13 protein-coding genes and 1 tRNA gene are annotated in these 12,808 nt (G+C 60.0%); 6 read left to right on the top strand and 8 right to left on the bottom strand.

Features of this window, described 5'->3' with window-relative positions; genetic code table 11:
* Nucleotides 1–14 precede the first annotated feature (14 nt).
* Both M1D43_RS06495 and lipB read right to left on the bottom strand, forming a co-directional pair.
* Nucleotides 15–413 (bottom strand): helix-turn-helix domain-containing protein, encoded by a 399-nt coding sequence (locus M1D43_RS06495; protein ID WP_003536742.1) that lies wholly within the window; start codon nucleotides 411–413, stop codon nucleotides 15–17.
* A gap of 182 nt (nucleotides 414–595) precedes the next feature.
* Nucleotides 596–1,354: a lipoyl(octanoyl) transferase LipB gene (lipB, locus tag M1D43_RS06490; RefSeq protein WP_003536740.1), complete on the bottom strand. Its 759-nt coding sequence runs from the start codon at nucleotides 1,352–1,354 to the stop codon at nucleotides 596–598.
* 158 nt (nucleotides 1,355–1,512) lie between these two features.
* On the opposite strand from lipB, the gene M1D43_RS06485 reads away from it, so the two are divergent.
* A tRNA-Leu gene (locus tag M1D43_RS06485) sits at nucleotides 1,513–1,597 on the top strand.
* A gap of 135 nt (nucleotides 1,598–1,732) precedes the next feature.
* Here M1D43_RS06485 and M1D43_RS06480 read toward each other — a convergent pair.
* Nucleotides 1,733–1,903 (bottom strand): hypothetical protein, encoded by a 171-nt coding sequence (locus tag M1D43_RS06480; RefSeq protein WP_003536738.1) that lies wholly within the window; start codon nucleotides 1,901–1,903, stop codon nucleotides 1,733–1,735.
* A gap of 278 nt (nucleotides 1,904–2,181) precedes the next feature.
* On the opposite strand from M1D43_RS06480, the gene M1D43_RS06475 reads away from it, so the two are divergent.
* From M1D43_RS06475 to M1D43_RS06465, 3 genes are read left to right on the top strand one after another with little or no spacing between them, the layout of a single operon-like run.
* Nucleotides 2,182–4,131 carry a PrkA family serine protein kinase gene (locus M1D43_RS06475; protein WP_003536736.1) on the top strand — a complete coding sequence of 650 codons (1,950 nt, stop codon included), beginning with the start codon at nucleotides 2,182–2,184 and terminating at the stop codon, nucleotides 4,129–4,131.
* Between the two features lie 24 nt (nucleotides 4,132–4,155).
* Complete coding sequence (locus M1D43_RS06470) at nucleotides 4,156–5,472, top strand: YeaH/YhbH family protein (protein WP_027990048.1); 1,317 nt, start codon at nucleotides 4,156–4,158, stop codon at nucleotides 5,470–5,472.
* Between the two features lie 12 nt (nucleotides 5,473–5,484).
* A complete protein-coding gene (locus M1D43_RS06465) occupies nucleotides 5,485–7,032 on the top strand; it encodes a SpoVR family protein (protein WP_010969206.1) in 1,548 nt (515 codons plus the stop codon).
* Nucleotides 7,033–7,290: 258 nt separating this feature from the next.
* Here M1D43_RS06465 and M1D43_RS06460 read toward each other — a convergent pair whose 3' ends face one another.
* The 3 genes from M1D43_RS06460 to M1D43_RS06450 all read right to left on the bottom strand — a co-directional run bounded on the left by M1D43_RS06460 (nucleotide 7,291) and on the right by M1D43_RS06450 (nucleotide 8,665).
* Nucleotides 7,291–7,644 (bottom strand): hypothetical protein, encoded by a 354-nt coding sequence (locus tag M1D43_RS06460; RefSeq protein ID WP_010969207.1) that lies wholly within the window; start codon nucleotides 7,642–7,644, stop codon nucleotides 7,291–7,293.
* A 155-nt stretch (nucleotides 7,645–7,799) separates the two neighbouring features.
* Nucleotides 7,800–8,066 (bottom strand): putative periplasmic lipoprotein, encoded by a 267-nt coding sequence (locus M1D43_RS06455; protein WP_153315054.1) that lies wholly within the window; start codon nucleotides 8,064–8,066, stop codon nucleotides 7,800–7,802.
* A gap of 80 nt (nucleotides 8,067–8,146) precedes the next feature.
* The gene (locus M1D43_RS06450; protein WP_027990045.1) at nucleotides 8,147–8,665 is read right to left on the bottom strand and encodes a peptide deformylase; all 519 of its coding nucleotides are present in this window, start codon (nucleotides 8,663–8,665) and stop codon (nucleotides 8,147–8,149) included.
* A gap of 223 nt (nucleotides 8,666–8,888) precedes the next feature.
* On the opposite strand from M1D43_RS06450, the gene mgtE reads away from it, so the two are divergent.
* Both mgtE and M1D43_RS06440 read left to right on the top strand, forming a co-directional pair.
* Nucleotides 8,889–10,310 carry a magnesium transporter gene (mgtE, locus tag M1D43_RS06445; RefSeq protein ID WP_010969209.1) on the top strand — a complete coding sequence of 474 codons (1,422 nt, stop codon included), beginning with the start codon at nucleotides 8,889–8,891 and terminating at the stop codon, nucleotides 10,308–10,310.
* 84 nt (nucleotides 10,311–10,394) lie between these two features.
* Nucleotides 10,395–10,781 (top strand): MerR family transcriptional regulator, encoded by a 387-nt coding sequence (locus tag M1D43_RS06440; RefSeq protein WP_003536722.1) that lies wholly within the window; start codon nucleotides 10,395–10,397, stop codon nucleotides 10,779–10,781.
* A gap of 219 nt (nucleotides 10,782–11,000) precedes the next feature.
* Here M1D43_RS06440 and M1D43_RS06435 read toward each other — a convergent pair whose 3' ends face one another.
* Both M1D43_RS06435 and M1D43_RS06430 read right to left on the bottom strand, forming a co-directional pair.
* Complete coding sequence (locus M1D43_RS06435) at nucleotides 11,001–11,474, bottom strand: methyltransferase family protein (protein WP_014529695.1); 474 nt, start codon at nucleotides 11,472–11,474, stop codon at nucleotides 11,001–11,003.
* Nucleotides 11,475–11,747: 273 nt separating this feature from the next.
* Nucleotides 11,748–12,770, bottom strand: a complete 1,023-nt coding sequence (locus M1D43_RS06430; RefSeq protein WP_153313528.1) for a heparan-alpha-glucosaminide N-acetyltransferase — start codon at nucleotides 12,768–12,770, stop codon at nucleotides 11,748–11,750.
* Nucleotides 12,771–12,808: the final 38 nt, after the last annotated feature.

Here is a 12,808-nt window from a genome sequence, read left to right as displayed (position 1 = left end):
AAAATCCTATCCGATCACCGAACGTCCTGGTCGAGGCGTTCGAACTCCATCTCGAGCGCCGCAATGGCCTCGGCGGTTTGCTCATGCAGCTTCTTTACGAGATCCAGCTGCTTGCGAAGTTCGTCCCCCGAAGCATCTCCAGTGCTATCATCCGGTGCGCGTCCGATACCGGCCATCAGCCAGGCGGGCGTCACGCCAAGCACGCCGGCCAGCATGAACAGGCGATTGGCCCGTGGCTCGGCGCGATCGCGTTCCCAGGAAGAAATGGTGTCGTTGCGGACACCGAGCTTGCTGGCCAGCTCCTTCGTAGAGAGCCCCGTCGCGTCACGGGCTCTCCAGATACGACCGCCCAGCGTATCGCCGTCTCCTGTCTCGCGCAGACGTGCAATCGCATTCTCGGTTGATAACAGCATGGTAGCTCCTTTCGCCTGTTGTCGTTGTCGGGTGCCGAGGCACCCTGACTGCCCGCGGTGGGGCGAAGGTGAAGGGAGCTTATAGGCTTTTCCTTGCGGATGGGGCAATGTGAAGCGGCAAAAAGACGGCTAAAAGCGGCTTTGCCGCCATTTCGGACCGAGCAACGTGCTGTGGAACCCTGCTATTCGTTCTCGGTGCGGGTCGGGCCGAAGACCCTTTCGAAGGCTTCCCTCAGCCTGATATCGACGTCGGCCATCATGACGGGCAGACCGAGATCGACGAGGCTGGTGACACCATAGCCGCGAATTCCGCAAGGCACGATGCCCCCGAAATGCTCGAGGTCCGGATCGACGTTCAACGACAATCCGTGAAAGCTCACCCATTTGCGCAAGCGAATGCCGATGGCCGCTATCTTGTCCTCCGCCATCGAGCCGTCCATGAGCGGCGGCTTCTCCGGGCGGCGCACCCAGACGCCGACACGATCTTCACGGCGTTCGCCCTTGACGTTCATGGAATCGAGCGTGGCGATGATGACGCTCTCGAGTGCGGCGACAAATCCGCGGACGTCCTGGCGTCTGCGCTTCAAGTCGAGCATGACGTAGACGACCCGCTGCCCGGGACCGTGATAGGTGTACTCGCCGCCTCTTCCTGTTGCGAAAACCGGGAGCAGATCCGGCATCACGAGGTCGGCGGCGTTGGCGCTGGTTCCCGCGGTGTAAAGCGGCGGGTGCTCGACCAGCCAGACCAGCTCGTCGGCGGTGCCGTCCGCGATCGCAGCAGCCTCGCGTTCCATCGTCTCGACGGCCTCCGGATAATCGACGAGGGAAGGCGCAATGCGCCACCGCACCGGCGGTGCATCCGGCGGAGCGAACATGCTCTGGATAAGGTCTTCGCGTTGCATGGGAACCTTGCGAATGCTGATTTTTTCCGGCCTGTACATGGGGTCGCCGACGGCAAGAGTCCAGCGTTTCCAGTGGTTCGCGGGGAGCCGATCGAAATAGTTTTGTTTCTCGTCAAATTTCTGTCGTCATGCACTTGTGCACCCGGAATCCTTTTGCTACATGCAGCCCCGCCGACGCAATCGGCACCTACCACGATGCGGTCGTGGCGGAATTGGTAGACGCGCAGCGTTGAGGTCGCTGTGGGGCAACCCGTGGAAGTTCGAGTCTTCTCGACCGCACCATCTAAGATGAAGAAGCCCCCGTAACCAGATGGTTCCGCGGGTTTTTTTATTTTTAATCCTCCTTCACGACGTTGTTGCTGGACGCGGTAGGACGCGAGGACTATCCTCTGAACTACGGCGCATAATGGCTCGGCGTCATGCCTCGGGCCGCAGCGTCGTCCAGGTCTCTGCTCCGTGCCGATGCGGAGCGCCCGCCAGCGCATCGATATGGCGGTGCCCGATCACGAAATCACCGTCCTGCATGATGTTGTTGATGGCTAAATTCGTGGAATCGCAAAAAAAAAGTCGGCGAATGAGCAGGGACAAGTTATGATTCGCTTGTCATGACGGATTCGCGAGAAGCGCCGGCATGATGGGGTGACAGAGCGACGAGTCTTGCGGAGTGCGCCTCACAACTTTCACGAGGCGCCGATCGGTCGGTCCCGAACTGATAAGCGGATGTTCGTCGCTGGCTGCTGCTTCGGTATCCGTTTCAGTGTCGGTTATGTGAAGGAACTTTGAAGCTAGGAAAACCGTTCACCTGAAGCAGATGCCGAAAGGCAGCGAGCCCGTTTCAACCAAGCGGCCCGCCGCGGGAGAGCACGATGCAAAGGAGTGAATCTGACGTCTTCGATCTCTTTTCGGAGATTTATACGAGTGCAGCGCAAGAAGAGATAAGTCTACAGGAATATCTCCTCGCATGTCGCGATGACAAAAGCATGTACGCCACCGCTCAGGAAAGAATGGTGGACGCAATTGGAGACCCGATTCTCGTCGATACCAGCGCTGACGAGCGTTTAGGTCGGATCTTCGCAAACCGAACCATCAAAATTTACCCGGCCTTCTCCGACTTCTTCGGCATGGAAGACACGATCGAGCGGATCGTCGGCTACTTCCGCTATGCCGCCCAGGGTCTCGAGGAGCGCAAGCAGATACTTTATCTTCTTGGGCCGGTCGGCGGCGGTAAGTCCTCGCTCGCCGAAAGGTTGAAGAAGCTGATGGAACTGCGACCGATCTACACGCTGATGGTGGACGGCAAGATCAGCCCGGTTTTCGAATCGCCGCTCGGCCTGTTCCATCCCGAACGCATGGCCGATCTTCTGGAAGACAAATACGGCATCGCCCGTAGGAGGCTGACAGGCCTGATCTCTCCCTGGGCCTCCAAGCGGCTGGACGAGGTCGGTGGCGACATATCCAAGTTCAGCGTCGTCAAGCTGATGCCGTCGCGCCTGCGTCAGATCGGCATCGCCAAGACCGAGCCGGGCGACGAGAACAATCAGGACGTCTCCTCGCTTGTCGGCAAGGTCGATATCCGCCAGCTCGAGAACTACAGCCAGGCCGACCCGGACGCCTACTCCTACAGCGGCGGCCTGAACCGCACGACGCAGGGGCTGCTCGAATTCGTCGAGATGTTCAAGGCGCCGATCAAGGTCCTGCATCCTCTTCTGACGGCGACCCAGGAAGGCAGCTACAACGGTACCGAAAACTTCGGCGCATTCCCGTTTCAGGGCACCATTCTGGCCCACTCCAACGAATCGGAATGGCTGCAGTTCAAGAACAACCGCAACAACGAGGCATTCCTGGACCGCATCCTGGTGGTCAAGGTGCCCTATTGCCTGCGCGTCACCGAGGAGAAGCAGATCTACGAAAAGCTTCTTCGCGAGAGCGAACTGGTCAGCAATCCCTGCGCACCCGAGGTGTTGGAGATACTGAGCCGCTTCACCGTATCCACCCGGCTCGTTCCTCACGAGAACTCGTCTCTCTACACCAAGATGCGCGTCTATGACGGCGAGAACCTCAAGGATGTCGACCCGAAGGCGCGATCGGTGCAGGAATATCGGGACGCTGCCGGCGTCGACGAGGGCATGACCGGCGTCAGCACCCGCTTCGCCTTCAAGGTCCTGTCAGAGGCCTTCAATTACGACACCAAGGAGGTCGCGGCCGATCCCGTACATCTGATGTACATCCTGGAGCAGGCCATCAAGCGCGAGCAGTTTGCGAAGGAAACGGAGGCAGCCTATCTCGACTTCATCAAGTCGGAACTCGCCACCCGTTATGCGGAATTCATCGGCCACGAGATCCAGAAGGCCTATCTGGAGTCTTACAGCGAATACGGCCAGAACCTGTTCGACCGCTATATCGCCTATGCCGATGCCTGGCTCGAGGACCAGGACTTCAAGGATCCCGACACCGGCCAGATCCTCAACCGCAAGATCCTCGACAGCGAACTGTCTCAGATCGAAAAACCGGCGGGCATCGCCAACCCGAAGGACTTCCGCAACGAGGTCGTCAAGTTCACCTTGCGGGCGCGGGCCAAGAACCATGGCAAGAACCCGTCCTGGACGAGCTATGAAAAACTTCGCGAGGTCATTGAGAAACGCATGTTCGGCCAGGTCGAGGACCTGTTGCCGGTCATCAGCTTCGGGTCGAAGAAGGACAGCTCCACGGAGAAGCAGCATGTCGAATTCGTACAGCGCATGAAGGAGCGCGGGTACACCGAACGGCAGGTGCGGCGTCTCGTCGACTGGTACATGCGTGTAAACAAGGCGGGTTGAGGCTGCGGATGCGGGGGTTAGCTAATGCCGAATTTCATCGACCGTCGCCTCAATCCGAAGGACAAAAGTCTCGGTAACAGGCAACGCTTCCTGAAACGGGCACGAGAGGAACTGAAGCGAACCATCAAAGAGCGGGTCAAGTCGGGCAAGATCGCGGATGTCGATGCCGAACAGAACGTGTCCATGCCCGCACGCGGTGTCAACGAGCCCGCTTTCCAGCCGGACTCCAACAGCGGCGAGCGGCGCCACGTCCTACCGGGAAACCGGGAGTTCGCGGCGGGAGACCGTATTCCCAAAAGGGGGTCAGGTGGCGGTGCGGGCAATGCCGGTGCCGGCACCGGCCAAAGCGAAGACGAGTTTCAGTTCGTCCTTTCACGCGAGGAGGTGCTCGATCTCTTCTTCGAGGACCTCGAACTCCCCGACATGGTGAAGCTCAATCTGAAGGAATCGGTTACCTTCAAGCGACGGCGCGCCGGTTTCAGCGCAAGCGGCTCGCCGACGAACATCAATGTCGGCCGCACCATGCGCAACAGCTACGGACGCCGCATCGCATTGCGGCGGCCGTCGCGCCGGGAAATCGAGGCGTTAGCCGACGAGATTGCAGAGCTCGAGACGGAGCCGCGTGGCCGCATCAAGCACCGGCAGCGCCTAGAGGAGCTGCGCCAGAAGCTCGACAGGCTCGAGCGCCGGCGCCGGCGGATTCCCTATGTCGATCCCGTGGACATTCGCTTCAATCGTTTCGAGCCGCAGCCGCTGCCCAATGCGAGTGCGGTCATGTTCTGCCTCATGGATGTCTCGGCTTCGATGGGGGAGCGGGAGAAGGACCTCGCCAAGCGTTTTTTCGTGCTGCTGCACCTCTTCCTCAAGCGCCGCTATGAGCGGATCGACATCGTGTTCATCCGGCACACCGACGAGGCCGGCGAGGTCGACGAGAATACCTTCTTCTACAGCAAGCAGAGCGGCGGCACGGTCGTTTCCACCGCGCTGGAGGAGATGCTGCGCGTCATCCGGGAGCGCTATCCTGCCCACGAATGGAACATCTATGCCGCGCAGGCGTCGGACGGCGAGAATATTTCAGGCGACTCCGAACGCTGCGCTTCCCTTCTTCACGACGAACTGATGGGACTTTGCCAATATTACGCGTATGTCGAGATTATCGATGAGCGAGAGACGGAGATTTTCGGCACTACCGATAACGGGACTTCGCTCTGGCGGGCCTATCGCACCGTCGACGGCGAATGGCCGAATTTCCAGATGACCCGCATCGCGAAACCGGCGGATATCTACCCCGTTTTCCGAAAACTCTTCGGCAAGCAGCCGGAAATGCAATTGCGCAAGTGAAAAGGGACCGGGATGTCAAAAGGCGCCGCCTCAAACCTTCTGTTCCAGAGTTCCGACTGGAATTTCGAGACACTGGCGCGCACCTACGATGCCATCGAGGAGATCGCGCTCGAAGATCTCGGTCTCGACGTATACCCCAATCAGCTCGAGATCATCTCCTCCGAGCAGATGCTGGATGCCTATTCGTCGGTGGGCATGCCGCTCATGTACCAGCATTGGTCCTTCGGGAAGCGCTTCGTTTTCGAGGATCATCTCTATCGCAGGGGCCGGCGCGGCCTCGCCTATGAGCTGGTGATCAACTCCAATCCCTGCATCACCTACTTGATGGAGGAGAACACCATGGCCATGCAGGCCCTGGTGACCGCACATGCAGCCTTCGGCCATAATCATTTTTTCAAGAACAACTACCTCTTCCGGCAGTGGACCGACGCCAGCGCAATCCTCAGCTATATGGACTTCGCGAAGAAATACATCAGCAAATGCGAAGAGCGGCACGGAACGCCGGCAGTCGAGGCGATCCTCGACTCTGCCCATGCACTCATGGAGCAGGGCGTCTTCCGCTACAGACGGCCGCCGCGCCTGTCGACCGAAAAAGAGCAGGAGCGGATGCGCGAGAGGCTGGAATATGAAGAGCAGACCTTCAGCGACCTGTGGAGAACGCTTCCGCCCGCGGGGGAGAACAACGATCCGACGCAGTTGGAACGGGAGCTCTCGGAGCGGAAAAAATCACTGAACCTCCCGGAAGAGAACCTGCTCTATTTCCTGGAGAAGACCAGCCTCATCCTTGAGCCCTGGCAGCGGGAGATACTGCGAATCGTTCGCGTGATCGCTCAGTACTTCTATCCGCAGCGGCAGACGAAGGTCATGAACGAGGGATGCGCCACCTTCGTCCACTACACCATCATGAACAATCTGTTCGACCAGGGCAAAATAAGCGAAGGCGCAATGCTGGAGATTCTCCAGAGTCATACCAATGTCGTCTTTCAGCCGGGCTTCGACGATCCCCGCTTTCCGGGGATCAACCCCTATGCGCTGGGATTTGCCATGATGCAGGACATCGAGCGCATCTGCGTCGCGCCGACGGCGGAGGATCGCGATTGGTTTCCCGAAATCGCCGGCACCGGCCTTTGGCGCGAGACGCTTCTCGATGCCTGGGCGAACCACCGCGACGAGTCGTTCATCCTGCAGTTCCTGAGCCCTGCGCTGATTCGCAAGTTTCGGCTGTTTCTGCTGACGGACGAGGCGGACGACAATTTCTGCGAAGTGGCATCCATCCATAACGAGCGCGGCTACGAAACGATACGCGGCGCTCTCGCCCGCAGCTACGACATCGGAAGCAGCCAGCCGGATATCCAGGTCATGGATGTCGATTTGCTGGGCGACCGGCACCTGCGATTGCAGCACAATGTGAAGAATGGGGTGCTCCTGGAGGAGAACAGCCGCGATGCCACTCTGCGCCACGTCCGCCGTCTGTGGGGCTACGAGGTGAGCCTCGCCGGCGTCGACATGGAGAGCGGCGAGACGCTCTACGAGTGCTCGACTGAGGAACTGTCGGACTAGCTAAGGCCTGATGAGACTCGGGATTACCGCCGCGGCTTGTTTGATCACCTCATCCCTGTGCTTGTCACAGGGATCCAGCCAGACCAAGTCCTTGGGCTGAAAGAACGCTTCCCGCGCCGCAGACGCGACGCTGCTGGATCTCTGTGACAAGCACAGAGATGAGGAGAGGAGAGATTGCAGTCCTCCGATATGCGCTTTGGGGCGGGACAAGTATTCCGCTCGCATCCCGCGTCTCATGATTTCAGGTCGACCCGGCAATTATTTCTCGGTCCCCTCCGGGGAAACCTGCTGCGACTCGCCGCCGGTGCCGGTCTGTGCCGTGGGATCCCGGTCGGTCGGGACGGGCTGCCCGGTGCCGACGCTGCCTGTCTGCTCCGGAGAGGGCGCCGGCTGAACCTGTTCCGTTTCCGTGAGGCGGTCGTTGTCGGTGCTTTCACCCCAGATTTCGACGGCGCCCCAGGCGAGGAGGGCTAGGAACAGTCCGCCGACGAGGACCCCAAGCACCGGAACGCCCGTGCGTCCCTGCTTGGCTTCCTCACCGGTGAAATTCTCTCGATCCGCTCCGTGCGTTGCCGAGGCCGGATCGCCGCGTTCGTCAAGATATTTGGCCATCGCTTTGACTCCACTGGCTATCTACAGCGCCGCGCCTCAAGGAGGCGAAAGGTCGGTGTAGCACCTTGAATTGCTGCATTTTTTGTCCTTGGACCGGTGAGGATCCGAGGATACATGCAGTAGGGAACGGAGCGGAGGCCGACAATGTTCCGTGATCAGTCGCCGGGCGGCCAGGAGTCGGCCACGCTGCGGCGAACGAGCTTATATGTATGGTCGGGTTGAACCTCATAGGTCTCGAAGACCATGGTGCCCTTATGGAGGAACCGGTTCTGGATCATGGTCCCCGGGGCGGCACGGGTCTTCCGAGAGGAGGCTGTTTCTCCATAGGTGAGGCTTCCGGGAAGCGGCTCCAGGTCGGGAGGGGTTGCGGTGCAGGCTGCAAGCGCAACCACGCAGAGAAACATCAGGGCTATTTTCTTCATCGATTGTCCTTCGCCTTGCTATTTTGGAGCCGGTGGCCGACCGGAAAAAGGGTTTACGGCAGATCGAAGGGGTGCCGCAATCATTGCGTGCCGGGAAAAGCTTCGGCTCGGTTAAATTTTTCGAACCGCTTGACGGCGCGTTCGCGCTTTAGCCTGGAAAGCCGCCGAATCCAGAAGATACCGTTGAGCTGGTCGATCTCATGCTGCAGGCAGACCGCCATCAGTCCCTCGGCTTCTTCCTCGCGTGTCTCGCCGTCCAGAGTTTGGAAGCTGACGCGCACGCGCACCGGCCGCTCCACTTCTTCGGCGACACCCGGCATTGAGACGCTGCCCTCGCTGTGCCGCGCCGTCTCGCTCGATTGCCAGACGATTTCCGGGTTGACGAAGCTGCGCGGTCCCATTTGCGGATCGACTTCGATGACCGTCAGCCGCTGCAGGATGCCGATGTGGGACGCGGTGATGCCTATGCCGGGGGCGGCGCGCATCGTGTCGACGAGATCGTCTGATAGCTGGCGAAGTGTGCCATCGAACCGGCCGATCCGTTCGGCTGACGTCGTCAGCAGCGGGCTTGGAAAGCGTATGATCGGTCGGACGGCCATGAGGAATGTCTCTGCTCGGGTCAGTGGTCGGGCCGGCGCCCGTTAGGATTCTCACATTCGTTTCATCATTTCATATGTTTTTGCAACAGCTTGGATAAATGTTCCGAGGCGGATCGCCGATCTCGTCTCGACTGTGGACGCAGGCGGAGCTTTGCGCTAGCAGGGCAGAGGAGCCGTTTCCGGCGCGGGCTCGGACGGCGGTAATCTCTGGAGGGGCGGGTCCATGAGCAGCACCGGCGACGACGACCGCGGTTCCGACGAAATCGCTGTCCACGACGGCTCGGACATCTACGCCGAAGACGGGTCGGTACGCTCCGATTTCCTGATGCATGTCGGCGCCGCGATCGCGGATCGCGATACCATTTATCTTCGCCAGCATGTCGCCGGCCTCCATGCCTCGGAACTCGGTGACCTTATCGAGGCGATCCAGCCGGAGCAGCGTATCGCTCTGGTTCTGCTGCTCGGCAAGGACTTCGATCTGGCTGCGCTGACCGAGGTCGATGAAGGAATCCGTCTCGACATCGTCGAACATCTGCCGAACGAGCAGATTGCCGAGGCGATCGGCGAGATGGATTCCGATGACGCGGTCTACATTCTCGAGGATCTCGACGAGGAGGATCAGGAAGAGATCCTCGCCAAGCTTCCCTTTACCGAGCGCGTCCGCCTGCGCCGCTCGCTCGACTATCCGGAGAGCACCGCCGGGCGGCGCATGCAGACCGAGTTCGTCGCGGTGCCGCCTTTCTGGACCGTCGGCCAGACGATCGATTACATGCGCGAGGACGACGACCTTCCCGAAAGCTTCACGCAGATCTTCGTCATCGATCCGACTTTCAAGCTGCTCGGGGCAGTCGATCTGGACCGGGTGCTGCGCGCGAAGCGCTCGGTAAAGATCGATGCGATCATGCGTGATACCAGCCATTCCGTGCCGGCGGAAATGGACCAGGAGGAGGCGGCGCAGCTTTTTGAACAGTACGACCTTCTCTCGGCCGCCGTCGTCGATGAAAACGGCCGGCTCGTCGGCGTGTTGACGATCGACGACGTGGTCGACGTGATCCAGGAAGAGGCGGAAGAGGATTTCCTGCGCCTGAGCGGCGTCGGTGACGAAGAACTGTCGGACTCGGTCGCGGAAGCCGCGCGCTCACGCGTTCCCTGGCTTTTCATCAACTCGATGACGGCTTGCGTTTCTGCTTCGGTCATCGGCCTGTTCGACGCCACGATCCAGCAGATCGTTGCACTTGCGGTCCTGATGCCGATCGTCGCAGGAATGGGCGGCAATGCCGGATCGCAAACCATGACCGTAACGGTGCGTGCGCTCGCGACCCGGGGGCTCGATATTCACAACGCGCCGAGAATCATCCGCCGCGAGGCGGGCGTCGGACTCCTGAACGGCGTGATCTTCGGTGGGTTCATCGGTCTTGTTGCGGGACTTTGGTTCCAGAATCCCGACCTCGGCGGCATCATCGCGACCGCGATGCTGATCAACATGATGGCCGCCGCTCTCGCGGGAATCCTGATACCTATTCTGCTCGAAAGATACGGTGCCGACCCGGCGGTCTCTTCCGCCGTCTTCGTGACGACCGTCACCGACATAACCGGCTTCTTCAGCTTTCTCGGCATCGCGACATGGTGGTTCAGTATTAGCTGAGCTGCGACGCAAGCGGGCGCGCCGTGTTTGACTTTTACGTCAAAGTCAACAATAGTTGGGGCGCGTCTTTGATGGAATGGCTGCGTGAACAAATATTATAGCATTACCGAGCTGACCCGGGAATTCGGCATCTCGACCCGGACACTGCGCTTCTATGAGGATGAGGGACTGATTCATCCGGAGCGTCGTGGCCGCACGCGTCTGTTCCGCCCCGCCGACAGGCACCTCATAAAGGAGATCCTGCGTGGCCGGCGCATTGGCTTCACCATTGCCGAAATTCGCGAGATCATTCAGGTCTACAAGGATCCGCCGGGTGAAATGGGCCAGTTGCAGCTCTTGATCAAACGCGTCGAGGAGAAGCGCGAGGACTTGCGGCAGAAGCGCAAGGACATCGAAGACACACTTAGCGAACTCGACAATGTCGAAGAGGCCTGCCTCACGCGTCTTGCCGAAATCGGTGTCGGCACCTGACGGTCCGTTTGAGTTTTTGCCCGTTCGTTTCGCAAGCCAATGCAATCAGCGAAAGACGGCTCGCATAATCCGCGCGCGAACGCTCGCGTACCGCCCCCAAAACTCCCCCATTCCTGCGTGTCACATGAATCCAGCCAGCTGAACGGACGCTTCTGCGCCGCAGACGGCGCTTCTGGATCCCTGTGACGATGAGGAAAAGGCAGACTCTTCCATGTCCGCTCAAATCCAACGGCTAGTGTGCCGGCAATATCGCTCGAACTCGAAACCGAAGCGCGACAGCAGGTGTCGCTCCTCCTTTCGGATCGCGAAAAGGGTTGTCAATCCGACCGCCGCAATTGCCGTGATGAAGAACCAGGGGTTGATCGTCGCCAATCCGAGGCCGGTCATCGCCAGCGTGTAGCTGAAATAGATCGGGTTGCGGGTGAAACGAAATGGGCCGCAGGTGACGAGGCAGGTGGCGCACCGGTTCGGAAGTACGGCTGTATGGCGGTCAAGGAGGGTTTTGACGGCCCAGAGATCGATGGTGATCGCCAGCACCACGAGGCCGTAGCCCACCAGCGAGAGGATCCAACTGTGCTGGTGCGCCACCGGAATCGGGAAAAGGTGGCCCAGGGCCAGCGCGATCAGGACGGCCGCGCCATAGAGCAGAGGCGGCCATGGAAACTTCAGCGGCTTGGCACGAAAGGCATTCATGTCCTAGGACCTGTGGACCCTTATGGATAGGGATTTGACGGCCCAAATTGCGAGGGACTTTCGTGGAAAATCTGGCGCCGCAGGCCGTCCGCCTGCAAGCCGGATTTTTCGCGACAAGGCACCGCAATATGGGCCGCCCGAAGGGTTTTGCACAAATCGCCCACTGCCGGCGGCTTTTCCCTTGCAAAGGGGGCAACCCTTTGCTGCGGAAAAATCCTTGGCATTGACCGATTTGTGCAAAATCAAACCCCTATCCATAAGGGTCCACAGGTCCTAGTCCCCTGACTGTGCCTCTCCTGATTGTGCATCCATTGTGCACTGACCGGCGATTCGCGCAATGCGTTCATCCGTGTTCACGTCGATCTTGCCCAGGTTCAGATCGTCGAACAGGTTCTGTTCCTTCAGGCCGGCGAGCGTGCAACCGCAAAAGGCGCTGCAGGAGATCCCGGAATTTTCGTTGCTGCAGGCCCGTTCGCAGTTCAGCAGATAGACCCGTGCCGGATCCGGTGCCGGGGCGGGAACGGCGAGAGAGAAGAGATAGACTGCCGCGATAAGCAGCGGCTGGTGGATGAGATATATCAGAAGGCTGTGACGGCCGCCAAAGGCGAGAGGCGTCATCCACGGGTGCCTACGGGTCCCGGCGCTTCGGCTGCGGCGGGCGGAAAATAACGGGTGGAGCAGCTTCGCGGTGCCGAGGCCGAGCAGGAAAGGGGCAATCCAGGGAAGCAGAGGAACGTAGTCATTCGAGCGCGGGATCGTTTCCGAGAGGCCGACCCACCAGAGCGCCGGCATGTCGAAAAACGACGAGCGCAGATAGAGGGGAGCCGCGAAGGCCACGGCAGCGGCAAGAAAGGAAACGGCGGCCGGCAATTTCAGGAACAGGAGGCCGACAAGGCTTGCCGCCGCAATGGCGTGGAGAATGCCGAAGAAGATGAACGACTGAGGGAAGGCGAACCAGGTCCCGATGCTGATCAGCGCGGCTGCGCCGGCGATCTTCGCGAAACGTATGGCGAAGGCGCGCGGACGGAGTTTCGGGAGCTGGCCGAGCACGAGGCTGTAACCGGCAAGAAACAGGAAGCTGCTGGCAATCAGGCGTGCAAACATCCGCCAGCCGCCGGTCCCGGCGGTGCCGGCCGCGACATAGCCGAAGAATTCGAGGTCCCAGACAAAGTGATAGAGGGCCATGGCGACGAGTGCCAGGCCGCGCAGCGCATCCAGGAGAACCATCCGGTTGGTTCCGGTCGCCTCCGTGCGCATTTGCGCTTCAGGGGTCGTCGTCGCGCTTTGTTCGGACATCGAAGAATCGCTCTGCTGCTGGAGGTGGATCTACGAGG

It is taken from the genome of Ensifer sp. R1-3, from assembly GCF_056739175.1.
Note: the sequence above shows the minus strand (reverse complement) of the source record. Positions and strands in the feature narration are given on the sequence as shown.

Coding starts and splice junctions, on each gene's coding strand:
- M1D43_RS06495 (WP_003536742.1), bottom strand. CDS start 413: ATGCTGTTATCAACCGAGAATGCGATTGCACGTCTGCGCGAGACAGGA.
- M1D43_RS06435 (WP_014529695.1), bottom strand. CDS start 11,474: ATGAATGCCTTTCGTGCCAAGCCGCTGAAGTTTCCATGGCCGCCTCTG.
- M1D43_RS06470 (WP_027990048.1), top strand. CDS start 4,156: ATGCCGAATTTCATCGACCGTCGCCTCAATCCGAAGGACAAAAGTCTC.
- M1D43_RS06475 (WP_003536736.1), top strand. CDS start 2,182: ATGCAAAGGAGTGAATCTGACGTCTTCGATCTCTTTTCGGAGATTTAT.
- M1D43_RS06430 (WP_153313528.1), bottom strand. CDS start 12,770: ATGTCCGAACAAAGCGCGACGACGACCCCTGAAGCGCAAATGCGCACG.
- M1D43_RS06465 (WP_010969206.1), top strand. CDS start 5,485: ATGTCAAAAGGCGCCGCCTCAAACCTTCTGTTCCAGAGTTCCGACTGG.
- lipB (WP_003536740.1), bottom strand. CDS start 1,354: ATGTACAGGCCGGAAAAAATCAGCATTCGCAAGGTTCCCATGCAACGC.
- M1D43_RS06460 (WP_010969207.1), bottom strand. CDS start 7,644: ATGGCCAAATATCTTGACGAACGCGGCGATCCGGCCTCGGCAACGCAC.
- M1D43_RS06455 (WP_153315054.1), bottom strand. CDS start 8,066: ATGAAGAAAATAGCCCTGATGTTTCTCTGCGTGGTTGCGCTTGCAGCC.
- M1D43_RS06450 (WP_027990045.1), bottom strand. CDS start 8,665: ATGGCCGTCCGACCGATCATACGCTTTCCAAGCCCGCTGCTGACGACG.
- mgtE (WP_010969209.1), top strand. CDS start 8,889: ATGAGCAGCACCGGCGACGACGACCGCGGTTCCGACGAAATCGCTGTC.